This window comes from Paraniabella hibiscisoli, from assembly GCF_022512515.1.
GTDB classification, from domain to species: domain Bacteria; phylum Bacteroidota; class Bacteroidia; order Chitinophagales; family Chitinophagaceae; genus Niabella; species Niabella hibiscisoli.
In genome coordinates this window covers 853,242-878,821 of the sequence record NZ_JAKWBK010000001.1, presented here as the reverse complement: position 1 = coordinate 878,821, position 25,580 = coordinate 853,242, and the positions used below count along the sequence as shown (strand labels likewise).

Annotated in this window: 24 protein-coding genes and 7 pseudogenes; 19 read left to right on the top strand and 12 right to left on the bottom strand. The window is 42.4% G+C overall.

Going from position 1 to position 25,580, the window contains the following annotated elements:
- Positions 1 to 12 precede the first annotated feature (12 nt).
- The 15 genes and pseudogenes from MKP07_RS05635 (at position 13) to MKP07_RS05570 (ending at position 12,399) form a co-directional block, all read left to right on the top strand.
- Positions 13 to 1,227, top strand: coding sequence for a pectate lyase family protein (locus MKP07_RS05635; RefSeq protein WP_240845659.1), 1,215 nt, complete (start codon positions 13 to 15; stop codon positions 1,225 to 1,227).
- Positions 1,211 to 2,430, top strand: a pseudogene (gene pelA / locus MKP07_RS42175) (pectate lyase). Before MKP07_RS05635 ends, pelA begins: the two are co-directional and overlap by 17 nt.
- A 226-nt stretch (positions 2,431 to 2,656) precedes the next feature.
- Positions 2,657 to 3,262 (top strand): rhamnogalacturonan acetylesterase, encoded by a 606-nt coding sequence (locus MKP07_RS05620; protein ID WP_240845653.1) that lies wholly within the window; start codon positions 2,657 to 2,659, stop codon positions 3,260 to 3,262.
- Positions 3,263 to 3,269: 7 nt separating this feature from the next.
- Positions 3,270 to 3,437 carry a hypothetical protein gene (locus MKP07_RS05615; RefSeq protein ID WP_240845651.1) on the top strand — a complete coding sequence of 56 codons (168 nt, stop codon included), beginning with the start codon at positions 3,270 to 3,272 and terminating at the stop codon, positions 3,435 to 3,437.
- Positions 3,425 to 4,243 (top strand): alpha/beta hydrolase, encoded by an 819-nt coding sequence (locus MKP07_RS05610; protein WP_240845649.1) that lies wholly within the window; start codon positions 3,425 to 3,427, stop codon positions 4,241 to 4,243. Before MKP07_RS05615 ends, MKP07_RS05610 begins: the two co-directional genes overlap by 13 nt.
- Positions 4,240 to 5,351: pseudogene (locus tag MKP07_RS05605) on the top strand (pectinesterase family protein). Before MKP07_RS05610 ends, MKP07_RS05605 begins: the two are co-directional and overlap by 4 nt.
- Positions 5,333 to 6,352 carry an alpha/beta hydrolase gene (locus tag MKP07_RS05600; protein WP_240845647.1) on the top strand — a complete coding sequence of 340 codons (1,020 nt, stop codon included), beginning with the start codon at positions 5,333 to 5,335 and terminating at the stop codon, positions 6,350 to 6,352. The pseudogene MKP07_RS05605 and the gene MKP07_RS05600 overlap by 19 nt, the downstream one beginning before the upstream one ends.
- Positions 6,353 to 6,356: 4 nt before the next feature.
- Positions 6,357 to 6,887, top strand: coding sequence for a pectinesterase family protein (locus tag MKP07_RS37780; RefSeq protein WP_262919162.1), 531 nt, complete (start codon positions 6,357 to 6,359; stop codon positions 6,885 to 6,887).
- Positions 6,803 to 7,251, top strand: a pseudogene (locus tag MKP07_RS42170) (pectinesterase family protein). Before MKP07_RS37780 ends, MKP07_RS42170 begins: the two are co-directional and overlap by 85 nt.
- Positions 7,230 to 7,316, top strand: a pseudogene (locus MKP07_RS37765) (hypothetical protein); the annotation flags it as partial. The pseudogenes MKP07_RS42170 and MKP07_RS37765, both read left to right, overlap by 22 nt.
- Before the next feature lie 58 nt (positions 7,317 to 7,374).
- Positions 7,375 to 8,991 carry a glycoside hydrolase family 43 protein gene (locus MKP07_RS05590; RefSeq protein ID WP_240845645.1) on the top strand — a complete coding sequence of 539 codons (1,617 nt, stop codon included), beginning with the start codon at positions 7,375 to 7,377 and terminating at the stop codon, positions 8,989 to 8,991.
- A gap of 168 nt (positions 8,992 to 9,159) precedes the next feature.
- Positions 9,160 to 10,481: pseudogene (locus MKP07_RS05585) on the top strand (arylsulfatase).
- 246 nt (positions 10,482 to 10,727) lie between these two features.
- A complete protein-coding gene (locus MKP07_RS42165; protein WP_394803536.1) occupies positions 10,728 to 11,051 on the top strand; it encodes a metallophosphoesterase in 324 nt (107 codons plus the stop codon).
- Positions 10,952 to 11,563 (top strand): UDP-2,3-diacylglucosamine diphosphatase, encoded by a 612-nt coding sequence (locus MKP07_RS05575; RefSeq protein WP_240845640.1) that lies wholly within the window; start codon positions 10,952 to 10,954, stop codon positions 11,561 to 11,563. Before MKP07_RS42165 ends, MKP07_RS05575 begins: the two co-directional genes overlap by 100 nt.
- Before the next feature lie 2 nt (positions 11,564 to 11,565).
- Positions 11,566 to 12,399, top strand: coding sequence for a glycosyltransferase family protein (locus MKP07_RS05570; protein WP_240845638.1), 834 nt, complete (start codon positions 11,566 to 11,568; stop codon positions 12,397 to 12,399).
- A 136-nt stretch (positions 12,400 to 12,535) separates the two neighbouring features.
- Here MKP07_RS05570 and MKP07_RS05565 read toward each other — a convergent pair whose 3' ends face one another.
- Positions 12,536 to 13,324 carry an HAD family hydrolase gene (locus MKP07_RS05565; RefSeq protein WP_240845636.1) on the bottom strand — a complete coding sequence of 263 codons (789 nt, stop codon included), beginning with the start codon at positions 13,322 to 13,324 and terminating at the stop codon, positions 12,536 to 12,538.
- A gap of 544 nt (positions 13,325 to 13,868) precedes the next feature.
- Between MKP07_RS05565 and MKP07_RS05560 the strand changes: the two genes are divergently transcribed.
- From MKP07_RS05560 to MKP07_RS05550, 3 genes are read left to right on the top strand one after another with little or no spacing between them, the layout of a single operon-like run.
- Complete coding sequence (locus tag MKP07_RS05560; protein ID WP_240845634.1) at positions 13,869 to 14,036, top strand: hypothetical protein; 168 nt, start codon at positions 13,869 to 13,871, stop codon at positions 14,034 to 14,036.
- A 1-nt stretch (position 14,037) separates the two neighbouring features.
- On the top strand, positions 14,038 to 14,619 hold the full coding sequence (locus MKP07_RS05555) for a DUF418 domain-containing protein (protein WP_240845632.1): 582 nt from the start codon (positions 14,038 to 14,040) through the stop codon (positions 14,617 to 14,619).
- A gap of 46 nt (positions 14,620 to 14,665) precedes the next feature.
- Positions 14,666 to 16,072 (top strand): hypothetical protein, encoded by a 1,407-nt coding sequence (locus tag MKP07_RS05550; RefSeq protein WP_240845630.1) that lies wholly within the window; start codon positions 14,666 to 14,668, stop codon positions 16,070 to 16,072.
- A gap of 80 nt (positions 16,073 to 16,152) precedes the next feature.
- Here MKP07_RS05550 and MKP07_RS42160 read toward each other — a convergent pair whose 3' ends face one another.
- A complete protein-coding gene (locus MKP07_RS42160; RefSeq protein WP_240850670.1) occupies positions 16,153 to 16,788 on the bottom strand; it encodes a M13 family metallopeptidase in 636 nt (211 codons plus the stop codon).
- Positions 16,789 to 16,983: 195 nt separating this feature from the next.
- Positions 16,984 to 18,083, bottom strand: a pseudogene (locus MKP07_RS42155) (M13 family peptidase); the annotation flags it as partial.
- Between the two features lie 461 nt (positions 18,084 to 18,544).
- Between MKP07_RS42155 and MKP07_RS05535 the strand changes: the two are divergent.
- Positions 18,545 to 18,709 (top strand): hypothetical protein, encoded by a 165-nt coding sequence (locus MKP07_RS05535; protein WP_240845628.1) that lies wholly within the window; start codon positions 18,545 to 18,547, stop codon positions 18,707 to 18,709.
- A 232-nt stretch (positions 18,710 to 18,941) separates the two neighbouring features.
- Here the strand turns inward: MKP07_RS05535 and MKP07_RS05530 are convergent.
- The 9 genes and pseudogenes from MKP07_RS05530 to MKP07_RS37740 form a co-directional block, all read right to left on the bottom strand.
- Positions 18,942 to 19,915 (bottom strand): annotated as a pseudogene (locus MKP07_RS05530) (bestrophin family protein).
- Between the two features lie 90 nt (positions 19,916 to 20,005).
- Positions 20,006 to 20,500: a universal stress protein gene (locus MKP07_RS05525; RefSeq protein WP_240845627.1), complete on the bottom strand. Its 495-nt coding sequence runs from the start codon at positions 20,498 to 20,500 to the stop codon at positions 20,006 to 20,008.
- 130 nt (positions 20,501 to 20,630) lie between these two features.
- Positions 20,631 to 20,831: a sensor histidine kinase gene (locus MKP07_RS42150; RefSeq protein WP_394803630.1), complete on the bottom strand. Its 201-nt coding sequence runs from the start codon at positions 20,829 to 20,831 to the stop codon at positions 20,631 to 20,633.
- Positions 20,738 to 22,009, bottom strand: coding sequence for a histidine kinase dimerization/phospho-acceptor domain-containing protein (locus tag MKP07_RS05520; protein WP_240845626.1), 1,272 nt, complete (start codon positions 22,007 to 22,009; stop codon positions 20,738 to 20,740). The genes MKP07_RS42150 and MKP07_RS05520 overlap by 94 nt, the downstream gene beginning before the upstream one ends.
- 69 nt (positions 22,010 to 22,078) lie before the next feature.
- Complete coding sequence (locus tag MKP07_RS05515) at positions 22,079 to 22,687, bottom strand: response regulator transcription factor (RefSeq protein WP_240845625.1); 609 nt, start codon at positions 22,685 to 22,687, stop codon at positions 22,079 to 22,081.
- Between the two features lie 223 nt (positions 22,688 to 22,910).
- On the bottom strand, positions 22,911 to 23,402 hold the full coding sequence (locus tag MKP07_RS42145) for a GDP-mannose 4,6-dehydratase (RefSeq protein ID WP_394803535.1): 492 nt from the start codon (positions 23,400 to 23,402) through the stop codon (positions 22,911 to 22,913).
- The gene (locus MKP07_RS41005) at positions 23,297 to 23,947 is read right to left on the bottom strand and encodes an SDR family NAD(P)-dependent oxidoreductase (RefSeq protein ID WP_394803534.1); all 651 of its coding nucleotides are present in this window, start codon (positions 23,945 to 23,947) and stop codon (positions 23,297 to 23,299) included. Before MKP07_RS41005 ends, MKP07_RS42145 begins: the two co-directional genes overlap by 106 nt.
- A 180-nt stretch (positions 23,948 to 24,127) precedes the next feature.
- Complete coding sequence (locus tag MKP07_RS05505; protein WP_317235776.1) at positions 24,128 to 25,117, bottom strand: inorganic phosphate transporter; 990 nt, start codon at positions 25,115 to 25,117, stop codon at positions 24,128 to 24,130.
- Complete coding sequence (locus MKP07_RS37740; RefSeq protein ID WP_262919158.1) at positions 25,117 to 25,512, bottom strand: inorganic phosphate transporter; 396 nt, start codon at positions 25,510 to 25,512, stop codon at positions 25,117 to 25,119. The genes MKP07_RS05505 and MKP07_RS37740 overlap by 1 nt, the downstream gene beginning before the upstream one ends.
- Positions 25,513 to 25,580 lie beyond the last annotated feature (68 nt).

Below are 25,580 nucleotides of genomic sequence, written 5' to 3'. Positions count from 1 at the left end.
GGACCGGGTAGCTTGCGCCAGGCTTTTAAAGAATATCCGGGTGAGCCTATTACTATCGTTTTTTCGGTAGCGGGACTCATCGATCTGAAGTCTCCGTTAAAAATCAGCCGCTCTAATATTACTGTCGCCGGGCAAACTGCGCCGGGAGATGGTATCTGCTTAAAAGGGAATTCATTTATTATCAATTGTGCCGGTGATAAAACCGGTGTGAGGGGCAATATTATTATAAGATACCTGCGTTCCAGGCCGGGCGCCAAAATAGCGAATGGCGTATATGGATTTGGTATGGAGAATAGCCAGAACATCATTATCGACCATTGCTCTTTTACCTGGGCCAATGAAGAATGTGCTGCTATGTACGATACCAAAAATGTTACAGTGCAATGGAGCATTATTAGTGAAGGGTTGTACAATGCCAATCATCATAAAGGACTAAGAGCCTACGGTGGTGTATGGGGCGGACAAAACGCTTCTTATCACCATAACCTCATCTCAAATCAAAACAGCCGTACCGTAAGGTTCAACGGTTCAAGAGCCCACGATACATTGGCGGTAGTAGATTATCGCAACAATGTAATTTTTAACTGGAAGAGCGCCAATGCCTGTTATGGAGGAGAAGTTGATATTCCTGGTGGAAAATCGAACATCAACCTGGTGAATAACTATTACATTCCCGGACCTGCTACCGCTAAAGAATTGAAATTTGTAAAAGCTAATTATAATTCCGCAAAAGCAAAAGGTTTTGGGCAGTGGTATCTGAGCGGTAATGTGATGCATGGAGATAAAAAACTTTCAGCCAATAACAATTTAGGTATCGATTTGTCAGAGTTTCCGGATCTATACAAAAATCAAGCGCTTGTTACAGCGCCCTTCACTATTACAGCACCAGTGACTTTACAAACAGCCCGTGAAGCCTACCAGCTGGTGTTGGGGAACGTAGGTGCATCTCTGCCAAAATACGACGCTGTGGATCTGCGGTTGATAGCAGAAGCGAAATCACATAAAGCTGTATCTGGCGAAAAAGGTATTATTAATGACGCGTCAGAAGTTGGTGGATGGCCAGTGTATCAGTATACAAAAGTGCCTGTTGATACAGACAAAGATGGTATGCCTGATGAATGGGAGATCAAGCACCGGTTAGACCCTAAAAGGGCTGATAATAACGGCAATGATTTAAGTAAGGAATATACTAATATCGAGATGTATATAAATGAACGGGCAAAGTAAACAACCTTGTTGGTTATCAGTAAAATTAGATATCATGTTACAACGTATTTTTTGTCTTTTTCTTGTTTTGTCGCTACTGTCCTTTGCAAAGGCGCAAAAGCCTATACCATCCGAAATAGATACAAAACCCTTTGCCGATAATGCCGGCCATTGGTATGGTATTGCTGATAGTAAAAATATGATCAATGCCGGTCCGGGTCGGCCCAGGTATAAATCCACCGACCTGAAACAGGTGGCCGATAATATACTACTGTTTCAAAAAGCAAACGGAGGCTGGCCCAAGAATTACGACATGTTTGCCATTCTTAGCCCTGAGCAAAAAGTGGCAGTGGCTGGATATAAGAATACACTCAATACCACTTTTGATAATGGAACCTGCTATACCCAGATAAGGGCCTTAGCGATTGCTTACGCGGCTGTAAAGGATGAGGCGTATAAAGTTGCTGCGCTAAGAGGGCTGAATTATATTCTGGAAGCACAATATGCTAATGGCGGATGGCCGCAATATTATCCTTTGGAAAAGGGTTATAGTCGCTACATTACCTTCAACGATGGCGGTATGACGGGTATTGTTGACCTGCTTTCAGATATTGTTGAGAACGAACCCTTGTATGACTTTATTAACGCCGGGATAAGGACAAAACTACATCAGGCATATAACAAGGGTATCGACTGTATTTTAAATACACAGATCGTTGATAACGGCGTATTAACGGCCTGGTGCCAGCAGTATGATGAAGTAGCTCTGCAACCCGCCTGGGCCAGGAAGTTTGAGCCCCCAGCATTTGTAATGGGGAAAGTGTGGGGATTGTATTCTTCCTGATGGACATTAAACACCCGGATGAGCGCGTGATCAAATCCGTTAATGCTGCCATGAAATGGTTTGAAGCTTCCCGGATCTATAATACGGTAGTGAAGACCGTAAGGGCCGAAAAGATGGATACTCCTTTTCGTATTTCAAGCAGCGACAGGGTGGTGGAAACCGATAGTACCGCACCTCCTATCTGGACCCGCTTTTATGAATTAAAAACACATCGTCCCCTATTTTGCAATCGCGATAGTAAAGTGGTTTATTCGCTTGCCGAAGTGGAACGTGAACGTCGCGACGGCTATGCCTGGTATACTTATGCGCCACAAAAAGCATTGGATGCTTATTCCAGGTGGCAAAAGCAATTGTCCAAAAACAGTACAGCACTTAAATAAATGAACAGACGAATGAGGCCGGTATGATGAAAGTTTTTATCATTAAAGGCTCCATTCGAGCAGTAAAAAATAAAGATTTACAAATGAAATTGAAAATTATCCTTCCCTTACTACTGATCTCTGCGGCGGCTTTTGTGTTACCTCCCAAAAAGGTAAAAATTTTTCTCGCAGGCGATTCCACTATGTCTATAAAAGATATAAAAGCCTATCCCGAAAACGGATGGGGATGCCTTTTGTTTACTTCTGGGATAGCACGGTACAGGTAATTAACCTGGCAAAAAATGGGCGTAGCACTTCTTCGTTCAAAAGAGAAGGTTTATGGGGAACGATCATGAAAGAATGCGAAAAAGGTGATTATATTTTTATTCAATTCGGGCATAATGATGAAGTGCCCACGAAGAAATCGGCTACAACAGAAGCGGAGTTTAAAAATAACCTGGTGCAGTATGTGAAAGAGGCCCGGTTAAAAGGTGGTACTCCGGTTTTGATTACCCCCGTAGCCCGGAGAAAATTTGATAGTACCGGCAAAGTGGTAGGAACACATGATGTATATGCGCAGATTGTTAGAGATGTTGCAACTCTTGAGAAAACTCCCCTGATTGATCTGGACAAGCAAGCGCAGAACCTCTACCAACAATTAGGCGTAGAAGCGTCTAAACTTTTATTTGTGCATCTGCAGCCGGGTGAGCATCCTAACTATCCAACGGGTAAGGTTGATGATACGCATTTCAGTGAATTAGGTGCCCGGAAAGTAGCCCAGATCGTTTTGAAAGATATTCGTACACTCGTTCCTGAGCTGGCTTCCCGAATTAAAAACCCTGCTGTTAAATAAATAACTAATGAGTAAGCGTGCCTGCTTTATTCTTTTCGCGATGATGATTAGCTTAGGCTGTTGCTATGCGCAAATAGCAACCGGGCTTACGGGCATCAGGGATACTTCTTTTAATAATCCTACTGCTTTCCTGAAAGAAAAAAATATCATCCCGGTATTACCATGCCGGTGGTAGATGCTTCGGGGCTGGCACAAAAAATGGAATGTACCTATTGCGAGATTGGCAAGCGAAAGTTGAAATTAGATGCTTTTTATCCAAAGCAAAAATCTAACGGTATCGCCATTATCATCATTCATGGTGGTGGATGGCGTTCGGGCAACCGAACCCAACATCATGATATGGCGAAGGCATTGGCGAATAAAGGCTATGCCTGTTTTACACCTGAGTATCGCCTATCCCCAGAAGCCTATTTTCCTGCCGCCATTTTTGACATAAAGGAAGCTATTAAATGGATCAAGATACATGCGAAAGACTTTAGAGTTGATTCAGCAAAGCTGGTAGTAGCCGGGTTTTCAGCGGGTGGACAAATGGCAGCGCTAGTTGGTTGTACAGGTGATATGCCTACTTTCGAAAACTATGATCAGAAAAACGCGATCAGCACCAAAGTAAAGGCGATCATCGATATAGATGGAACTACTTCTTTTGTACATGCCGAAAGTAGCGAACAAAAGAATCCATCAGCTGAAGGAGCATCGGCTTATTGGTTAGGATATACACCCAAAGATAATCCGCTGCTATGGGCAACCGCATCGCCTTTAAGCTATGCAGTATTTAGTCCGCCAATATTATTTCTGAATAGCTCGGTAGACCGCATGCATGCAGGCCGGGATGATTATATAAAAATATTACAGGAAAGAAACGTACTGAGCCGGGTACATACGTTTGAGAATAGCCCTCATTCATTTTGTTTATTTGAGCCCTGGTTTACACCTGCCGTAAATTATATCGATGACTTTTTAAAGATAAATTTTTCATTATGATAATGTATAAGAGTGAAAGAGCAGTAGCTGCCGGAGCGCGTAGTGTTGCAATCAGGCCGGAATGGGTAGCCGTGCATACGGCTTCAATCAGGATTCTTTTGATAGTGATCACTATGTTGTTCACTATAATAAACATTAACGCGCAAACTGGTAATGCAGACAAGTATAAATATACTTTTACCGTTGCCAAAGATGGAAGCGGCGACTATAAGTATATACAGGAAGCTATTGATGCTATGCGGGTATACCCATTAGCGCCTATTACGCTCTATATTAAGAGTGGCGTGTACAATGAAAAAATCGAACTGCCCGCTAATAATACCGATGTAACTTTTATTGGCGAAGATGTAGACAAAACAATCATTACGTTTAACGATTATTCAGGCCGGGGCAAGCTCACTACTTTCACTTCCTTTACTGCCAAAATTTCGGGCAACCGGTTTATAGCCCAGAATATCACTTTTGTAAATAATGCGGGCCGGGTAGGACAGGCAGTTGCATTGTATGTGGACGCGGATAAAGCAGTATTCAAAAATTGCAAATTCATAGGTGACCAGGATACTATATTCAGCGCGGGCGAAGCATCACGACAGTTGTTTGTAGATTGCCATATAGAGGGCACTACCGATTTTATTTTTGGTCCCTCAACAGCAGTTTTTCAAAACTGTACCATTAAAGAAAAAACAAACTCTTACATAACAGCAGCAAGTACCACCCCGGGTAAAAAATTTGGTTATGTTTTCCTGGATTGTAAAATAACGGCAGCTGATGAGGCAACAAAAGTTTTTTAGGAAGACCCTGGCGTGCACATGCAAAAACTGTCTTTGTGCGTTGTGAAATGCCTGCGCAGGTGGTAGCAGAAGGCTGGAATAACTGGGGTAATCCTGAGGTGGAAAAAACCGTTTTATACGCTGAGTATAAAAGCAGGGGCCCCGGCGGCAATATTGGAGGAAGAGTTGGATGGTCAAAGCAACTTACGGATAAAGAAGCCGCTGCTTACACGCTTGAGAATATTTTTGCTTCCGGCAGCAACCCCGATCTGCCGGGCGAAAAAGACTGGTTCAAACAAACTTCTTTAAAACCATTTGAATGGCCGGCAAAGAAATAATACAAAATGGCTCTGTCATTCCAACTGAAGCGAAGCGAAACAGCGTAATCTCTTCGGGCTATAAGCCAATCGATCTTCTAAGAAACATAGTAATATTGCTTTCTTTATTGCTGACAGTATCTGCGGAAGTCACAGCGCAAGAATTCCTGCCCATTTGGGAGAAAGGAAAGATACCTAACCAAAAATATGCGATACCCGATAGCATTGCAGATGAGCGGGCCTTGAAAGTAGGAACTCCTGGGATCTATGTTTTTCCCGCAAATAAAGCAGAGAATACGGGAACCAGTATTTTGATTTGCCCTGGAGGCGGCTATCAGCGAGCATCCTATGTGTATAACGGGTTTAACTTTGCACGTTGGTTCAATACGCTGGGCATTAATGTATTTGTTTTGGTATATCGTTTGCCGCATCAGGCCAATCTTAAAGAGCCCGCTATTGCACCTTTGCAGGATGCGCAACGTGCCATGAAATACATTCGTTCCAATGTATCAACATGGAACCTCGAAACTTCAAAGCTGGGTGTAATGGGCATTAGCGCGGGCGGACATTTGGCTGCTATGCTGTCCACGCAAATAAGCGATGTATCCAAAATAAGCGATAGATATGACACGCTTAATTATCGACCGGATTTTTCTGTATTGCTATCTCCTGTAATTACGATGGGCAAATGGGCTCATAAAGGCAGCAGGTCTAACCTCCTGGGTAGTGATACGAGCGCCTCCAGGATAGAAAAATATTCGATGGAAAAACAGGTTACGGCTTCCACCCCTCCAGCTTTCCTGGTTCATGCGGTAAACGACAAAACAGTCAATCTGCATAACAGCCTGCTATACTACAATGCATTAATTGATAACAGTGTGAATGCCAGCTTGCATACTTTTCCACAAGGCGGGCATGGAATAAGAGTTACAGAAAACCCGGGATCAACAGAGCTTTGGTTGCCTTTATTGCAATCCTGGTTAAAAGAAATGAATTTTTTAAAACCGATACCCTTTAAATAAGATCATGATAAGACTATTTTTATTGCAGCTTCTTGTATTATACATAAGTAATAGTGCATTTGCGGTGAAGCCCGATTTCGTAGTAGCAAAAGATGGAAGCGGAAATTTTACAACCGTGCAGGAAGCTATTAATGCAGTTCCGGCATCCGGCAGTAAGCGAACAGTGATCTTTATTAAGAACGGAATCTACAAGGAAAAGCTGACTTTACCTGCCAACAAGACCAATGTGAGTTTTGTAGGAGAAGATATCAATAAGGTAATTCTTACTTATGATGATTATGCCAGCAAACAAAATGAGAAAGGTGCGAATATAGGTACCACAGGCAGCTCCTCTTTTTTTGTTTATGGAGATGGCTTTTCTGCAGAGAACATCACTTTCGAAAATAGTGCAGGGCCGGTTGGGCAGGCTGTTGCCGTGCGGGTTTCCGCCGACAGGATCAGTTTTAAGAATTGTCGCTTCCTGGGTTTCCAGGATACGCTTTATGTACATGGCGCCGCGCTAAAAGCAAGCAGTACTATAAGAATTGCTATATAGAAGGAACCACTGATTTTATTTTTGGCGCCGCCACTGCCTTATTTGAGAACTGCTCTATATACTGCAAAAAAGGGGCAGTTATATTACTGCAGCCAACACGCCTAAAGAAGCTGCTTACGGAATGGTTTTTTTGAACTGTTCCGTAACGGGTGATCCAACAGTATCCTATTACTTAGGTCGCCCCTGGGGCGATTTTGCAAAGACTGTTTTCATACAGTCGAAGCTGCCCGCATTTATTAAGCCCGAAGGCTGGCATAACTGGGGCCGGCCTGCTGCTGAGAGCAAACGGTACAGTATGCTGAATATAAGAACGCAGGCGAAGGGGCCCAAACGAGTAAAAGAGCAAGCTGGTCCAAGCAATTGAGTAAAGAGGAAGCAAAGCTGTATACGGCAAAAAATATGTTTAATGGCTGGAGTGCCGGCAAGTAAATCCAGTCGCAGATATCAACAACTAATAAAAGATATTGATCTGAATAAATTGATAACAATGAAAATAAAATTTTTGGTAGCGGGATTGTTGGTTTTAAGTTGCAACCTGCAGGCACAGAAGCCTTATACATCGCAGGTTTGGAGCCCTGATAATGGTGATGGTACCTATAGCAATCCGGTGGTGAATGCAGATTATTCTGATCCGGATGCGATACGGGTGGGAGATGATTTTTACATGATCGCTTCGAGCTTCGACCAGGTGCCGGGGTTGCCCATCCTTCACTCTAAGGATTTGGTAAACTGGAAACTGATCGGACATGCCTTACAACGCCAGGTTCCCCTGGAAGTTTTTAATAAAGTACAGCATGGCAATGGCGTTTGGGCTCCTGCTATCCGCTATCATAAAAATGAATTTTACATTTATTATCCCGATCCTGATTTTGGTATATATGTTACCAAAGCAAAAAAAATAACCGGTCCGTGGAGCGATCCGGTTTTAGTAGAGGGTGGAGCAGGGTTAATTGATCCCTGCCCGTTCTGGGATGAGGATGGCAAAGTATATCTTTCTCACGCCTATGCAGGAAGCCGTGCCGGTATCAAAAGTGTTTTGGTGATTAAGGAAATGAATGCAGAAGGTACCAAAACTACCACCAATGGTATGATGGTTTATGATGGGCATGAGCTGGATCCTACTATTGAAGGTCCCAAAGTATATAAGCGTAACGGATATTATTATTTATTTGCTCCTGCGGGTGGTGTGGCTACTGGCTGGCAACTGGTGTTACGCAGCAAAAATATATATGGTCCTTACGAACGCAAAGTGGTGATGGAGCAAGGCAAAACAAGCGTTAATGGCCCACACCAGGGAGCCTGGGTAGATACGCAAACGGGAGAAAACTGGTTCCTGCATTTCCAGGATAAGGATGCAATAGGAAGAGTAGTGCATCTGCAGCCAATGAAGTGGGTAAACGACTGGCCCGTGATTGGAGAAGATAAAGACAATGATGGAAATGGTAACCCGGTGTTGCGGTATAAAAAGCCGAATGTAGGGAAAACCTATGCTAAAGAAAATCCCGCGGAGTCAGATGAGTTTAATGATCTGAAATTAGGATTACAATGGCAGTGGCAGGCCAATCCGCAGGCTACCTGGAGTTTTATGAATACACAAAAAGGCAGCTTAAGGATGTTTGCGCACCCCGTAGAAAAAGGGCAGACTTTATGGAACACGCCTCATGTACTATTACAAAAATTTCCGCATGATGCGTTTACGGTTACCACCAAAATCAGCTTCCGCGCCAGCGAGAAATTTACGGGTGAAAAGGCCGGGCTTACCACCATGGCAATGAGTTATGGCAATATTGCTATCAGGCGTAAAAATGACGGTGTGTATATTGTATTCACCACCTGCGAAAAAGCCGATCGGGATGGAAAAGAAACAGAGAAGGAATTAGTGAAACTGGCTCAAAAAGAAGTGTATTTCAGGATGCAGTTCAGGCAGGATACTACCTGTGTCTTCAGCTATAGCCTGGACGGTGAAAAGTTTGTTGAAGCAGGAACACTGAAGGCGACGCCGGGAAAATGGATCGGATCTAAAGTGGGACTGTTTATTACCAGCGATGTAAAGATCAATGATGCAGGTTTTATAGATGTGGACTGGTTCCGGATAACAAAATAATACAATCGTTTGCGCAAATAGCGTTGCAACGAATGGCTTATTTTTATTGAGCACACAACGCTTTGTTATGCTCAATAAACTTATTTTTCTTTCAGTAGGCCTGTTTTTAATAGTTGGTATTGGTTCTGCTCAAAAAAAGTACCACGTAAACCCAATATCGTTTATATATTGGCAGATGATCTGGGTTATGGCGATATTGGGGCCTATGGCCAGGAAAAGATAGAAACGCCTCATATTGATGCATTAGCCAGGAATGGTAAAAAGTTTACGCAACATTATGCGTTTGCCGTTTGTGCACCTTCCAGGTATTTATTAATGACCGGTATTAATTCCGGCAGCGCCTACATTCGTGGAAATCACGAATGGGGAGAACGTGGACCTGTATGGGATTTTAAGGCAATGGAGGAGAACCCTTTTTTAGAAGGACAGTTTCCAATTCCCGATTCCACACTTACTATAGCAGAAGTTTTGAAAAGTGCAGGCTATACCACCGGAATGGTGGGTAAATGGGGGTTGGGTGCGCCGGCAAGTTCGGGGCATCCGAACAGGCAGGGCTTTGACTATTTCTACGGATACATCTGCCAACGGCAAGACCATACCTACTACAATGGCCATTTATGGGAGAACGAAGACCGGGTAGCTATTGACAATAAAATTGTAGATCCAGCCATAAAGTTTCCAGACAGCCTGGATAAACTCGATCCGGATAACTACGAAGTATATCAGCAAAAATATTATGCACCAGATTACCTGGTAAAAGCTGCACTGAACTTTATCGATAAAAATAAAAGCAAGCCCTTCTTCCTGTATTATCCAACGCCACTACCGCATGTGTCGTTACAGGCGCCCAAAAGGCTGGTAGACTATTATCATCAAAAGTTTGGAGAGGAGAAGCCCTTCCTGGGCGGATCTTATTTTCCCTGTCGTTATCCGAGAGCTACTTATGCCGCCATGATCAGTTTGCTGGATGAACAGGTAGGGCAGATAGTAGCGCAGCTAAAAAGAATGGTTTGTATGAAAATACCATCATTATGTTTTGCAGTGATAATGGTCCTGCAAGTAATGCAGGAGTAGACCCGGTGTTCTTCAACAGCGCAGGACCATTCAGGGGTAACGGCGGTTGGGGAAAAGGCTACCTGCGCGAAGGTGGCATTCGGGCGCCTTTTATAGTGCAATGGCCGGGGAAAGTAAAGGCTGGCTCCTCATCTGCGCTGGTTTCCGCAACGATTGATATGATGCCTACTTTTTGTGAACTACTTCAGGTGAATGCACCACCTAATATACATGGCGTATCCATGCTTCCCGAAATTTTGGGTAATACACAACGGCAAAAACAACATGACTATTTATATTTTGAATACCCGGAATACGGAGGCCAGCAGGCACTTAGAATGGGCAATTGGAAAGCCGTTCGCATGAACCTGATGAAAGGTAACATAATAACGGAGCTATATGACCTTTCAACGGACCTACAGGAGCAAAAAATATAGCACAAAAACATCCGGATATCGTTGCGAAAATGGAATTCATTATGAAAAAGAACACCAAACACCCGAGGTGAGCCGGTTTATAATCCCTGTCCTGGAAAAATAAGAATGGTTCTGCCAATTGAACCTATTATAAATGCCTGGTAAATAATAAGCAGGAATATTTGGCGGGGACTGGTAACAATCAGGTAATGCTATCGTAACAATTAGTTTAAAAGAATGGTGGAGTTTTGGTAAACTCTAAAAACCATGAACAAAAGACCGGTGGAAGTGGCGGTTATATCGGACCTGCACCTTGGAACCTATGCATCCCGGGCAAAGGAGTTTGCTGCCTACTTAAAAAGCATTGAGCCACGATTATTGGTATTAAACGGCGATATCATAGATGGATGGCAATTTAGTAAAAGATATTTTCCCCGGCCCATATACTGGCAATTAAAGAGATTTTTAGCAAGCTTTCCAATGGCACCCGTGTGGTGTATATCACCGGCAATCACGATGATGCCTTTCGTAAATACTCCGACCTGGAACTGGGCAATTTTTTGCTGGCTGATAAAGTGGCTATTGAAGTAAACGGGAAAAAAACCTGGATATTTCACGGAGATGTATTTGACCATACCACTTCAAAACAGGCCAAATTTTTGGGCAAATTAGGCAGTAATGGCTATGCAGTGCTTTTGGGTTTCAATAAGATTGCCAATTTCATCATGCAACTTTTCGGAAAAGAAAAGCTATCGCTTGCCAAAACGGTGATGCAGCAGTTTAATAAGCGGTTTATTAAAATTGATGAGTATGAGCAAAAAATAGCCGGCATTGCTATCGAAAAAGGTTTTGATAATGTTATCTGCGGCCATATTCATCAACCTCAAAAAAGAGTCATTAACAATGAAAAGGGATCGGTTTGTTACCTTAATTCGGGCGATTGGGTGGAGAATATGACCTCACTGGAATATTATGATGGCGATTGGCATTTATATACCTATAATGAAAAAGAGATTATTGCAGAAAAGCCGGTAAGACATATACCGCAAACAGAAGTGCTAACCAGCGAAATCGCTTTTTACTTACATTCTTTAGCGAAATAAATATGAAGATTTTTTATGCCGTACAGGCAACAGGCAATGGGCATATCAGCCGCAGTATGGAGCTGCTTCCTTATTTGCAGCAATATGGGCAGGTAGACATCTTTTTAAGCGGCGATAACAGCAACCTAAAATTGGACGCACCCATCACCTACCGTAGCAAGGGCTTAAGTCTTTATTATACCTGTAATGGCGCGCTCGACTACTGGCGTATTGCCAAAGCCATTAACCCGGTAGCGCTTAAGAAAGAGATTAGGGAATTACCGGTCGAGAAGTACGACCTGGTGATTAATGACTACGACTACATTACTGCTTCCGCCTGTGCTGCAAAAAAGATCCCTTCTGTAAATTTCGGACATCAGGCCAGTTTTCAGTCCATGAAAGTGCCCAGGCCTGCGCAAAAGAGCAAAACGGGAGAATGGTTGTTAAAACGTTATGCAAAAGCCGATCGATATATTGGATTGCACTTTAAAAATTATGATGACTTTATCATCACTCCTGTTATCAAAAAAGAAATAAGAGAAGCAACACCTACCGATGGTGGATATATTACCGTATACCTGCCTTCGTACTGCGAGCCACAATTAGTAGAAATATTTGCTCCGTTTAAAGAACATCAGTTCCAGATTTTCAGCCGTCAGAGCCGGCAGGACCGTACGGTTGGCAACATAACATTTAAGCCAGTTGACAAAAACCTGTTTAACCACAGCCTTATCCATTGTTCCGCCATCATTACAGGTGGTGGTTTTGAAACACCTTCCGAAGCTATTCATTTGGGAAAAAAGTGGCCATCCCCATCAGGGGGCAGTATGAGCAATGTTGCAATGCTGCCGCCCTGAGGGATATGGGAGTGATGACATTAGACAAGATTAACGGCAACTTTGCCCGTGATTTTGAGAACTGGGTCAATGATTATAAACCGCTGCAAATAGACTACAGTAAAAGCATACCCCAAAGTATGGAAAAGCTTTTTGTTTAAAGATGGAGCAATTTTTTAATGGTATGCGTAACGCCTCCATGGTTGTTATCCAGCTCTGTAATGAATTTGGCCGCCTCAATAATCTTTGGGTGGGCATTTTTCATCGCATAGCTGAAGCCCGCTTGTTGTATCATATCCATATCGTTCAGGTAGTCTCCGAAAACCAGCGTTTCATTGGGCGAAATCCCTAGTCGGTTCTGTATGGTTTTTATAGCTGTTCCTTTACTGCCATCTATATTGGTAATATCTAACCATATCTGGCCGGCAACTGCTACTTTAAAGTCGCTCTCAAATTGTTGATAAAAAGGATAGCTATTGGTTTCCGATCCGGCCAGGTCGCACAGGGATATTTTCAGGATCACATCATCTACTTTAGTCAAATCGTCCACTATTTTATATTCCTGGTAGTATTTTAAAGCCTGATCCGTAAAAGCTTTATCTGTATTTTCAATATAAGCGAGGTGTTTACCACATAAAACAGGATATACATTTTCGATGGGTCTTGATATTTCTATCAAATTTTTGATCGCTGCACTACTCAGCTGATTGACCAGTATCTCTTCATTGGCATGTACTACATAAGCGCCGTTATCGCAGGCAAAATATAATTTATCCTTTATGGGCTCAAAAACAGAAGCGATGTTATGAAAAGGGCGGCCGCTTGCTATCACTATATTGATATCTTTGTCAAACAGCTGATTGGCCGTTTCCCAGAAATCGGGAGGCAAGTTTTTGTTATCATCTAATAAAGACCCATCCAGGTCGATTGCTATAATATTAATCATTTTTTTATGTGATTTAACTAAAAAATGAGGGTATTCATCGATAAAATTGCCCGTTTCGTCTAAAAATGACCTAATTGCCTTTTTTAAATGATTTACATTAGCGGTCTGGTTAGCAGTTTATCTATCGCCCCTCTATTTAAATGCAACATTCTAAAACAAATATAACCAATAGGATTGAAGTCATAGACGCACTCCGCGGTTTTGCTTTACTGGGAATCTTTCTAAGGCATTTCATCTCGCGGTTTGACTACAGTAATAGTGCGCATTCACACAGCAGGTTCTTTTCTAAAATCGACAGGTTTATTGAAGCAGCGGATTATCATTTTTTGCTGGATAAAACCTATCCCATTTTTGCACTACTTTTTGGTTTTTCCATGTTCCTGGTAAATAAGTCTCCTATGGGGAATGCTTCTACCCGTTCTTTTCAGCGTTTATTGACCCTTATACCCTTTGCATGCCTTAATGCCATTTTTTTCCGGACGGTGATATACTGGGATTATATGTAATTGTAGGATTGATTGTTTTACTGCTGGTAAAACTCCCCTTGAAATGGTTGCCCGCTATAGCGGTTTTCTTTCTTTTACAACCGCTCATATGGATACAGATGGGTATCAATCTCTTTAACGGAGATGCGAATATTATCAACTATCATTCAGACCTGTTTATTAAAGAGGTAAATAGCACCATAGCTCAGGGAGTGTCCTTCAAATAATATGGACCAATCTTACAAAAGGGCAGATCGGGAACTTTTTGTGGGCCCTGGAAGTTGGGAGAATAAGCCAAACGATAGGGCTGATGCTACTGGGGTACTATCTGGGCATGAGTGGGCGTTTCGCGGTATTATTGAAAGAGGAAACAGGAATCTTCGCTATTTATTGATCCCAGTCTTAGTTATTGCAGGGAGTATGATGTTTGGAAAGTATGCTATAGGAACTCCGGTTGTAAAAGAGATAACATTGTTATTATCAAACTGGTCTGGGCTATCCTTTGCTTTTATCTATATTGTTGTCATAATATTTCTTTACAATGTATTTCCCGCTCAATATTTTGCCCCGTTACGCTTTTATGGCAGAATGAGTCTTACCAATTACATTTCACAGTCAATAATAGGAGGTATTGTTTTTGCGCCTTTCGCGCTTAACGGGGCTGCTTATTTATCAAGCACAGCTATTGTGCTTCTTTTTGCAATTATTACCGTTGCTCAGATACTTTTTTCAAAATACTGGTTAAATAAAAATCATTACGGTCCTTTTGAGTTGTACTGGCGCCGTATGTCTCTATATGCTTTCAAATAATTTTTTTAAACTTCTAAACGTTTTTTTATTATTAAAATTTCATCTTATGAAAAATGTTCTTGTTCTTTTAAGCCTTACTCTGAGTTCTTTTGCTACCGCAATCGCGCAAACGGATGTTCTGTACACCATTAATAATGATATATCCGTAGGAACTGGTATTACCCAGCATGGGAATGTTAATCCTAATAATGCAACTGTTGGGGGCACTTCTACCAACTATGCAACCGGAGATGGTACAACTAATTCGGCGGCTATGGCCATGTCTGCTAATGGACAATTTATTTATTACATCGCACAGACTACAAATACCGGAGATTTTGAAGTACGCTCCATCCCGGCTTACCCTGCTCCTGGCGTAACCACTGCTCCTACGGCTGGTACTGTAGTATTGTCTGCTGATGCGAATGGCGCCGATAATAACCTTCTTTATTTCAGACGACTGGGTACTGCACCTAATGGCTGGGCGTACATGGTTACCACCGAGGAACTCACCGGGCAAATTTACCTTTCAAGATTTTTAACAGACGGAACCACAGGTGGCGCCAGTAATTTTCAGAACCTTGGAACGATAACTTTAGATGGCATTCCGCTTTCACCTAATTTTAATAATGGTGACCTGGTGATAGATGGTTCGGGTAATATGTATATATTAGTGAACCTGGATGCAACAGGAGGTGAAGCCGTTATTTATTATGTATCGGCTGCAACCCTGGCGGCGGCTAATACGCCCACTTCTGTAACTAATATTACAACAAAGTATGTGATAAAGAACGAAGCCGGTGTCAACTTCCAGGGTCTTGTAACAGGCCTGGCGCTTTCGTCTACCGGAACCTTTTATGTGGCGGTACAGGGACCGGCTGATGGTGGTATCTATTACATCAATACAGGTGTATTGGATGGGGTTGTAACTATTAAAGGGCCTGGCAATACTGCCAATAACGATGGGCTGGCTGATTTAACAACTGCCTATTTTCCTGCAACAACGGTACTGCCCGTAACTTATAATACCATAGAAGCGCGTATTTCCGGCAACCGGTTGATTGTTGACTGGAGCACTTTGTCAGAGTCTAACAATGCCCGCTTTGATGTTGAAGTTTCTGCAGATGGCAAAAAGTTTGTTAATATAGGTAGCGTTGCCACCAAAGCATTGAATGGCAATTCAGATTCGAAAATAGAATATAGTTTTACAAAAGCAATTGACCTGCCGGTAGCAGTTATGGGTATCTCGCTGTTCTCTTTAGCTGGTATTCTTTTGCTGGTAAACAGGAAGAATAAACTGTTGCTTTCTGTAATGATGGTAATGGGAGTTGGTTTAACATTTGCCTCCTGCTCCAAAAATGGCGACCAGGTAGATGTAAGTGGCGAAGGCAAGCTGTTTGTAAGAATTGTGCAAGTGGATAAAGACGGAAAAACATCCACCTCAAAAGTGATAACGGCTTATAAAGCTAATTAAGCAGATACGGATATTTACGAAGAAAGCCGCGTTCAGCGGCTTTTTTCGTTTTAAGTATAAAGAAAAGAAACATTTATAATCTACCAGATCCGGATGCGTTCTTCAGGCTTTTTATACAATTGGTTATTTTCTTTTACATCAAAAGCTTTATACCAGGCGTCCATATTTACCAGTGGACCAATGGCCCGGTACTGTCCGGGAGAGTGGGTATCTGTTTTAAGCAATTGAGCCGCTGTTTGGGGTAAGGTATTGGTGCGCCAAACCTGAGCCCAGGAAAGGAAGAAACGCTGGTCAGGCGTAAACCCGTCAATCTTTTCATCGCTTTGGCCCTGCTTCGTCATTTTAAATGCTTCATAAGCTACATTCAGCCCGCCCAGGTCGCCTATATTTTCTCCAAGGGTTAGTTTGCCGTTTACATGTAAGGTATCCAATACGGTGTAGCCGTCAAATTGCCGGGCAAGTGCATCTGCTTTTACTTCAAATTTTTTACGATCCTCTTCGGTCCACCAGTTTCTCAGTGTACCATCTGCATCATATTTACTGCCGTTGTCATCAAATCCGTGCGACATTTCGTGACCTATTACCGCACCAATACCACCATAATTAATGGCATCATCAGCATTAGGATCAAAGAAGGGGAATTGCAGAATTCCCGCGGGGAACACGATCTCGTTTAATGTAGCATTATAATAGGCGTTAACAGTTGCCGGTGTCATCCCCCAACGTTCTCTATCTACGGGTTTTCCCAGCCTGCCAACCATGTAATTATAGCCCCAGGCATCGGCGTTTCGCATATTTTGAAAAAAGCTGTTACGGCTAATTAGCAGGCCATCATAGGTCTGCCATTTATCAGGATAGGCTATTTTAGGTCGGAACGCTGCCAGCTTAGCCAATGCTTTTTGTTTGGTGGCATCACTCATCCAATCCAGTTGTTGTATGCGACTCGCATAAGCTTTTCTCAGATTGCTTACCAGCTCTTCCATCCTGGCTTTTGCAGCAGGTTTAAAATAATCTTTTACATATAGCTGGCCCAAAAGCTCTCCTATATTTCCATCGGTTAACGAGGAAATGCGCTGCCACCTGGGTGTAGGCACTTTTTGGCCTGTAATAACCTGGTTAAAAGCAAAACCAGCGTCTACAAAAGTACTGTTCAGGTAAGGTGCGGCGCCACGCAAAACATACCACTGCAGGTAGGTTTTCCAGTCTGCCACAGGAATGGATTGCAGCAACGAATCGGCAGTAACAAAGAAGGCAGGGTTGTTAACCAGAATGGAATCCTGGCCCAAAACTTTTAATGCCGGTAGTATTTGCGGCCATTGAAGCATGGGCGTTTTGCGGCTTAGATCGGCAACACTGAATTTGTTGTAAGTGCGGTACGCATCACGCATTTCTACGCGGCTTAATTGGGCATTCGCCAATTGCTTTTCAATATTGAAAATAGCTTTTGCGTTTGCCTCCGCCTTTGTTGCCGAAGTACCGGTTAAGGTAAATAAACGTATGATGAATGTTGAATAGGCCGCCCGTATATCCTGCGAGCGGGAATCATCTTTTAAATAGTAGTCGCGGTCGGCAAGCCCAATGCCTCCCTGGGAGAGCTGGGGAACCATATGCTCCACGTTTTTACGATCCTGACCGATAGAGAATCCATACAAAGGCGAAGCAATGCCATTGGAGCGCAAATAGTTCATTTCCTTCAATATACCCGACAGATCTTTTATAGCTGTAATACGGGCCAGGTCTTTTTTATGGGAGTATATCCCAGCTTTTCGATGGCTGCGCTATCCATCCCGGCGGCATAAAAGTCGCCCACTATACGTGTTAGTGAGCCTGCAGGTGCATTTTTATCAGCTGCAGCCTTTTCCAGGATCGTTTTAACGGCGTTTATATTAAAATCACGCAGTTGGTTAAAGCTTCCCCAACGCGTTTCCTTGGGAGGAATGGGATTGTTTTTTACCCAGGCCCCACTGGCATAGGTATAAAAATCATCACCCGGGTTCACAGACAAATCCATATTAACCTTGTCAATAAACCCCTTTTGCCCTTGCTGCGCAGCGGCTGTTATAGCCCCGCTCTCCCAAAACAGCGAGCAGCAAACTTCTTTTTACCAGGTACAGATACATATCGGATATTTTTTGTAAAGTAATATAGTTTTAGACGACATACCTTTTGAAAACTATTGATGCCAACCATAATATTCTTTATAAAGCGGCTGGAAATGTGCATTACGTGCTGAAGGAATGTGTATAAACCTGTTCATAACAGGTGCGTATATAACAGGCCAAAAATTTTGAAATGGGGTTTTCAGTTTCGTATCTTCATAATGCACAGTTGATAAGTTACTATTTCAAACGAACGATTAAGTTACAACTGTGATCGCAGCAGATTCTTTGACAAGTGTATTGCAACGTTTTGATTTGGATATAAACACAGTTTTGTTTTTATAACCGGTTAGAATGACGCATACAAAAGTAGATGTATGAAGCTGTAAAAACGCTGAAGCAATACCAGGAGGCACATCATCAACATTGGAATAACGAAGGTAGTAATACCGGGAGTGTTTTAATGAAGCGTGTGAATCTGGGTAAAATGCTGAAGCAAACATTTAGCGGAAGCCTTGCCAATTGTTCTGTGGGTTGATGGTGTTTTTAACTTTGCATAGCAATATGCTTACTTAAATTAATCGATATCTACTCTACATGACAGTGCTAAAGCTATTTAAAGCATCGGGTTTAAAGCAGAAAGACTTGGGAAACTGACTCTGAAGCACAAACACGATGCTTTTTTATATAGTACAGGGAGATGGAATATATTTTAAGAAAAAAGCGAGGCATTGCCCCGCTTTTTGCGTTTGGTTAAACGCGATGTCCGGCTACAATATAAAATACTCTTTATTCGAAACATAAGCAGAAGACACTTCAGCATACTCCTGCTCTTCAATGGGTTTAGTGTTGGTTAAAGGGCTGGCAACGGCGTTTGTAACGGGCAATTTTTTCTTATACATTTTATCGGCATTGCTTTTTGCATACAACTGTGTCAGGTTCTTTTCGATGCTCCGTGCTATGGCCGTCATCGGCGTATCGGTTGGTTTGTTCTCAAACGGGTCCTGCAGGTGGATCGCCATTTTTTCGATCAGTAAAAAGCTGGCTGCAATAGCTACTACCAAGGGTACTTCCACGTAACCGAAATATTCAATTACACCAAACGGCAACAGTGCAATAAAAAGCATCAGGGCAATATGTATATACAAACTGTAAGTATGAGGGAATACAGTATTCTTAATACGTTCACATTTACCCATAGAGTCTGTAAGCTTCGATAAGGTTCTATCCAGCTCCACCTGCTGGTAACTGTTGATCCAGCCTTTGTCGAGCGCCAGGTGAAGGTCCGATCCCATATTGTCTAATAAAGCACTCGGTATATTCTCAATATCTTTAAGTGCTTCAAATTCATCGCGATCAATATATTTATCAAGACCTGTTAAGGCGTCTTGTTTTCTTAAATGACGGCCTAATGCGTAGCACCATCCTATCTGGCGGCGAATAATACGTTGCCTGAAAGTTTCCACATCTTCACTATGATAGTTATTATAAGTAAAGCTCATTACCTGGCGGGAGAGGCTGCGTGAGTCGTTTACAACGGCCCCCATATATGGCGGGCTTCCCACCACCGGTCATAAGCCTGGTTACTTCTGAAACCCAATAGTAAAGAAATAACGGTTCCCAGTATAGCGGGTATTGCCAATGGAATAGTGATCCTGGTTATATGGGAGTAATTATAGAGTATCGCAATAATAGTAGCGTAAACCGCTATCGCAATAATCTCGTATTTGATCTTCCCAAACACGTATTTAAACGGTATATTTTTTTCAGTAACATAATTGCGATATTTTATTTTCCTGTATTTTGTTTACTCCCCGGTATAGCACAGCTAAAATTAGGCGCTTGCCAATGCTACTTGTGCCGCACCCAGATGTACTTCCTCTGCTTCATTTACCGGCTCAGTAACATTATTTTTAGACAGGTCTTTCAACAAGGCTATTTTGCTTTTCTTAAAGAATGGAACAGGGTCGATGCTGGTTTTATTGGTTTTTACAAAAACATATTCATCAGGGCATACGATCATATCAATATCGTTAGCATCAGTAAAGTGATTAAAAACAGATTGCGTGTTACCGGTAAGGTATTTAAAGCAGATCTTATTGATTAGATCAGGATATTTGTACTTCAGGTATTTACAGTTTTGCCTGAAAGCATCGTTAAGCATTTGTGCGTAAGGAGGCTCGGGGCGTATCAGGTCGCTGATGCCGGAGGGCATTTCATAAATATGAAACAGAATAATATTTACTTCTTTGTTTAAAGACTTAACGGCTTGTTCTGCCAGGCGAAAAGAAGCCTGGGAAAAATCGGTAGGTACTAAAATATTAACCATAGTTTGCTTTTTTGTTAGAGCAAAACTGCGGTTTCGGTATTAAAAGGTCTTAAGAGTAAAGTTAGATTGCAGTTAGAATTAAATTAGAGTAAGATTAAAATAAGCCATACGCTCTAATCTTATTTTAATATTATGTCTGCCGGCTAGCCAGCGGGAGAAACACTTTTATCGTAGTTCCTTGATTTTCAGCAGAAATTACTTCAATGCTGCCTCTGTGCATACGCATAATATTCCTGGTTAAAGGCATGCCGATACCATACCCCTCAAATCTTGATGTGTTGGATGCCCTGAAAAAGGGATCATAAATATATTTAACCTCGTTGGTAGGAATACCAATTCCCTTATCGGTAACAATAATAATGGCTTGTTTTTCTCCAGCTGTAGCTCAACAGTAACCGGTGCATTACCCGAGTATTTACAACCATTCAAAACAATATTATCCAGGGCCACTTTAAGCAGCTCCTCGTTGCCATAAACACTTATATCATCTTCATGTTCCGGAAGATCGGGGAGTTTGATACGCACTTTGTTTTCGGGCTCCACATCTGTAACATTCTCTCTAGTGCGAAAAAGCAGCTCATCCAGTCTTATTTTTTCCCAACGCTGGGTTTTGCCGTCGAAACCAGACTGAGCCAGGGCCAACAGTCCCTTTGTTAATCGCTGGAGTTTTTCTGATTGTTGTACAATATTCGCAAGACTCTGTTTATAATCTTCCGGCTGGCGTTCGCGCGAAAGGGCGTAATCCGCTTCTGCTATAATGGTGGTAAGAGGTGTGCGGAACTCGTGCGATGCGTGACTTACAAAATTGTTTTGTGCTTCAAAAGCAGTAGATAACTTGTCCAGCATGTTATTGAAAGTGTCTACCAAAGCTGCAATTTCATCATTTCCGGGCTGCTGTTTCAAACGCAAATGCAGGTTACCTTCACTAATAGATTTAACCCGTTCTGTGATATAACGGAACGGGCGGAACGCTCTTTTGGAAAAATAAAGGCCAACACTGTAAATAATAATAACAGAAGCCACCAATGTAATGAGTAGTATATATCCCAGTTGCCTGATGATCTCTCCGCCGTAAATATTAGCGGCAGACTCAATAACGAGGAAGTCGCCCGTCTCATCCTTATAAAAAATACCGGCATAGTGATCCAGCCGGTGTTGATAAAACACGGTTTCTCCTTTAGCCTTTTTGATGTTGCTTAAATAAGAGTCCGGAACATTTGGCGGAAACGGAGGCTGAGGTTCGCCTGTAGTTGATAAAGGAACGATATAAGATTTTTCGTCCGGCAATCGTTCTAAAAACTGGTTTTGAATAATTTTAAATGACTCGGTGGTATTATGATCCTCCTCAAACCTGAACTTGGAGGTAATATGCACCCTTAATTCCAGCCTTTTATAGAAATCAGCATAAGCAAATTTGTTCGAAAAGTAATAAACCACAATCGATAGAATAGTGAATACCGCTGCTGTAAGAATGGTGAATAATATGGTCGTCTTAGACTGTATCGTCATAATGCTACACTTTAAACATATAGCCCATGCCAATTACTGTTTGAATGAGTTTATTAGCCGGATCCGTATCTATTTTTTTCTTAGGTAATTAATATAAACGTCCACCACATTAGTACCCATATTGAAGTTGATGCCCCACACATGTTCCAGTATTTCAATGCGCGATACTACTTTGTTCGTATTTCTTACCAAAAACTCCAGTAATCTGAACTCGGTTGCGGTAAGGCTCACCGGCTCGTCTTTTAGCTTCACTATTTTCGAGGAGCGGTTTACATATAAATTGCCTGCTCTAAAGGTTTCTTCCTGCTCAATAGGTGCGCCTTTTCTCCTGGCCAGCGTTCTTATGCGCGCTTCCAGCTCCACAAACTTAAATGGCTTCACCAGGTAGTCATCTGCGCCTGCGTTCAGTCCCGCTACAATATTTTCGGTGGTACCTAATGCGGTAAGAAAGAGAATAGGAGTATCGATTTTATGGTCTCTGATGGTTTTACAGAGCTGCATACCATTAATACCGGGCAACATAATATCTAAAACGATTACATCAAAATCATTGGTTAAGGCAAAGTCGAGACCTGTATTTCCATCAGGCGCAATTGAAATGCTGTAGCCGCTTTCGCTCAAACTTTTGTTAATAACACTGGCTACGCTCGGCTCATCTTCTATTAGTAATACTTTCATTCTAGTTTGATGTGTTTATAATAGAGTGGGGCAAGTAATCGCCATTCTATTGGTTTGAATCTCCACCTGCTCATTAGCGGAAGTTCACAAAATCGTTAAAACTCAACCAAGTTTAATAAAACTTTTGTGAAAATTAGTGATATTGTTCTTACTATAATCAAAAAGCCATGTAAAAGATGCGTCTTTAGTACATGGCTTCTGTTTTCAGATAATATATAAGAGTCTAGCTTGTTGGCGCAGTTGCAGCCTTTAACTTTTGCTCCCAGGCCCAGGCGGTAGACATCATGTCGTCAATTCCGTATTGTATATCCCAGCCGAGGCTTTGTACTGCGTGGTCATTATTAGCGTAAATGGCTATAACGTCTCCGGCGCGGCGCGGCCCTATTTCGTAATTCAGCTTTTCTCCGCTCACACGTTCAAAAGCATTGATCGCTTCCAGTACGGTAACGCCATTTCCTGTTCCGAGGTTGAAAATTTCGTAGTTGCTTGCATTCTTTTTGCCTTCTGCAAACTGGATGGCCAGTGTGTGAGCGTGCGCAATATCGCTTACATGAATAAAATCACGCAGGCAGCTACCGTCGCGCGTATCGTAATCAGCTCCATGAACCGTCATTTTAGGTAACTTGCCAATGGCGGTTTGCGTAATGGCAGGGAAGAGGTTCTGCGGGCGGCCAATAGGTAACTCGCCGATTTCGATGGAAGGGTGTGCACCCACCGGGTTGAAATATCGCAGGAAATAATATTAGTGTCGGTAACCACTTTGGCAAAATCCACCAGGATCTGCTCGCCCATTTGCTTGGTAGCGCCATAAGGGCTTTCTGCGGGTTTACCCGGCGTTTGCTCGGTTACCGGAATAGCATCCGGATTGCCATAAACGGTGCAGGAAGAAGAGAAAACAAGATGTGGTACTTTAAATTCCCGCACACATTTTAAGATATTAAGGAGAGAATTGATATTGTTTTCATAATACATCAAAGGCTGCTCTACCGATTCTCCTACTGCTTTATAAGCAGCAAAATGTATAATACCCACGATGTCGGTGTTCTCCTGGAATACAGCATGCGTATCATCGTAGCTGCAGAGGTCCACTTTATAGTTTTTCACTGCTTTGCCGGTAATTGTTTCAACCCCTTTTAAAACCTCGGGATTCGAGCGGCTGTTATTGTCGATAGAGATTACTTCATAGCCATTTTGAAGGAGATCTACTACTGTGTGAGAGCCAATGTAACCGCAACCTCCGGTCACTAAAATTTTTGCCATATAGATGTCTGTTTTATATAGATAATGATAGTGGTAAGCGCAGCGGGCATGCAAAGCAACTGAAAATAATGTACCTTTTTTTTATTAGCGGCACTGGCTTAAAACAAAAACACCTTTGCGCTTGAGCCGGCGCAAAGGTGAGCGCGTTTTTTATTGAATTATCAATGAGAACTTTAACTGCTAAAACATTCGTACTACAAAATAAACCAGCCCGGCCAATACGGCACTGATAGGAATGGTTAATACCCAGGCCCAGATCAAATTTACTGTTACACCCCACCTTACGGCTGATAAACGCTTGGTAGCGCCCACCCCAATGATGGAACCTGTGATCGTATGGGTAGTACTTACCGGAATTTTAAGCATTTCTGTAGCAAAAAGGGTAATGGCGCCGGCAGTTTCCGCAGCAACACCCTCAAAAGGCGTTACCTTGGTAATACGGGTACCCATGGTTTTAATAATCTTCCAGCCACCGCTCAGCGTTCCCAACGCAATCATCGTATAACAGGCTAAAGGCACCCAGTATACCATCACATCAAGGCTGTAGGTGGAAGAGTCGTAGGCTACAAACGCCGCCATAATAATACCCATTACCTTCTGGCTGTCGTTACCGCCATGGCCAATACTAAATGCGGCTGATGATACCAGCTGCATCCTTTTAAACCAGCGCTCGGCCTTCGAGAAGTTCAATGAGCTCAGGAATAAGGAGAATGTGGCGATGCTTACCAGTATGAAGGTTAATAAAAACCATTTCATATTATGGCCAAATAAAATATACTTTAAAAAGTAAGGCTTATTACTGTTGATCAGCTTTTCAGCATTTTCAAGTGTCTTTTTGGTCTTCATCATTTTGCCTTTCGATGCGTCCAGTTCTCTTTTCTTTAGAATATCCGTTTCCGACGGGCTGATGACCAAAGCCGTTTCCTCGTATTTAGCGGCCGCCTTAACTGCTTCGGTTTGCAGTTTAGGTATTTCATGTGAAGGACTGTGTGTAACCGCAGTAAACAGGTATATAGCGCCCAGGATAACACCTATAGCCAATACCCGCATTACAATTGTTTTCTTAAATGAATGAAGAAAGAAAATAGAAATAAAGAAAGCTACGATCATACCCAGCAAAGGAGCCAGTATAATAAAGGCAACCGTAGGTAATATTTTACTCTTATTCACTATTTCCCAAATGCCCAGGCCGTCGCCGGTGCGAGAGCATAAGCATGTGCTATTGCTGCACCCCCAAAACCACCGATAAGTGTGTGCGAGGAGGAAGAAGGAATGCCCAGCCACCAGGTAAGCAGGTTCCAGAGAATAGCTGCCAGGATACCGGCAAATAGTACATTTAGAGTAACAAACTCAGGATAAACGATCTGGCTAACGGTTTCGGCTACACCATGATCGAAAATAAAATAGGCCAGGAAGTTAAAAAAAGCGGCCCATACAACGGCCTGAAGCGGGGTGAGTACTTTGGTAGATACAACAGTAGCGATAGAGTTGGCTGCATCATGAAATCCGTTAATATAATCGAAAACAAGCGCCAGCCCTATGATGACAACGAGATAAGTAAACATATATTAATGTGCTAATGTGATGATGAGCTAATGTGCTAATGCAATTATCAGCTAATTGGCAAATTAGC

What these genes read in the sequence shown, in the direction of transcription:
- MKP07_RS42160 (WP_240850670.1), bottom strand. Translation starts at nt 16,788, where the DNA reads ATGACACCGGCAACTGTTAACGCCTATTATAATGCTACATTAAACGAG.
- MKP07_RS37780 (WP_262919162.1), top strand. Translation starts at nt 6,357, where the DNA reads ATGATAAGACTATTTTTATTGCAGCTTCTTGTATTATACATAAGTAAT.
- MKP07_RS41005 (WP_394803534.1), bottom strand. Translation starts at nt 23,947, where the DNA reads ATGGCAAAAATTTTAGTGACCGGAGGTTGCGGTTACATTGGCTCTCAC.
- MKP07_RS05610 (WP_240845649.1), top strand. Translation starts at nt 3,425, where the DNA reads ATGCCGGTGGTAGATGCTTCGGGGCTGGCACAAAAAATGGAATGTACC.
- MKP07_RS05590 (WP_240845645.1), top strand. Translation starts at nt 7,375, where the DNA reads ATGAAAATAAAATTTTTGGTAGCGGGATTGTTGGTTTTAAGTTGCAAC.
- MKP07_RS05600 (WP_240845647.1), top strand. Translation starts at nt 5,333, where the DNA reads ATGGCCGGCAAAGAAATAATACAAAATGGCTCTGTCATTCCAACTGAA.
- MKP07_RS05550 (WP_240845630.1), top strand. Translation starts at nt 14,666, where the DNA reads ATGAAAAATGTTCTTGTTCTTTTAAGCCTTACTCTGAGTTCTTTTGCT.
- MKP07_RS37740 (WP_262919158.1), bottom strand. Translation starts at nt 25,512, where the DNA reads ATGTTTACTTATCTCGTTGTCATCATAGGGCTGGCGCTTGTTTTCGAT.
- MKP07_RS05555 (WP_240845632.1), top strand. Translation starts at nt 14,038, where the DNA reads ATGGACCAATCTTACAAAAGGGCAGATCGGGAACTTTTTGTGGGCCCT.
- MKP07_RS05570 (WP_240845638.1), top strand. Translation starts at nt 11,566, where the DNA reads ATGAAGATTTTTTATGCCGTACAGGCAACAGGCAATGGGCATATCAGC.
- MKP07_RS05620 (WP_240845653.1), top strand. Translation starts at nt 2,657, where the DNA reads ATGCCTTTTGTTTACTTCTGGGATAGCACGGTACAGGTAATTAACCTG.
- MKP07_RS05525 (WP_240845627.1), bottom strand. Translation starts at nt 20,500, where the DNA reads ATGGTTAATATTTTAGTACCTACCGATTTTTCCCAGGCTTCTTTTCGC.
- MKP07_RS42165 (WP_394803536.1), top strand. Translation starts at nt 10,728, where the DNA reads ATGAACAAAAGACCGGTGGAAGTGGCGGTTATATCGGACCTGCACCTT.
- MKP07_RS05565 (WP_240845636.1), bottom strand. Translation starts at nt 13,324, where the DNA reads ATGATTAATATTATAGCAATCGACCTGGATGGGTCTTTATTAGATGAT.
- MKP07_RS05615 (WP_240845651.1), top strand. Translation starts at nt 3,270, where the DNA reads ATGAGTAAGCGTGCCTGCTTTATTCTTTTCGCGATGATGATTAGCTTA.
- MKP07_RS05520 (WP_240845626.1), bottom strand. Translation starts at nt 22,009, where the DNA reads ATGACGATACAGTCTAAGACGACCATATTATTCACCATTCTTACAGCA.
- MKP07_RS05515 (WP_240845625.1), bottom strand. Translation starts at nt 22,687, where the DNA reads ATGAAAGTATTACTAATAGAAGATGAGCCGAGCGTAGCCAGTGTTATT.
- MKP07_RS05535 (WP_240845628.1), top strand. Translation starts at nt 18,545, where the DNA reads ATGTATGAAGCTGTAAAAACGCTGAAGCAATACCAGGAGGCACATCAT.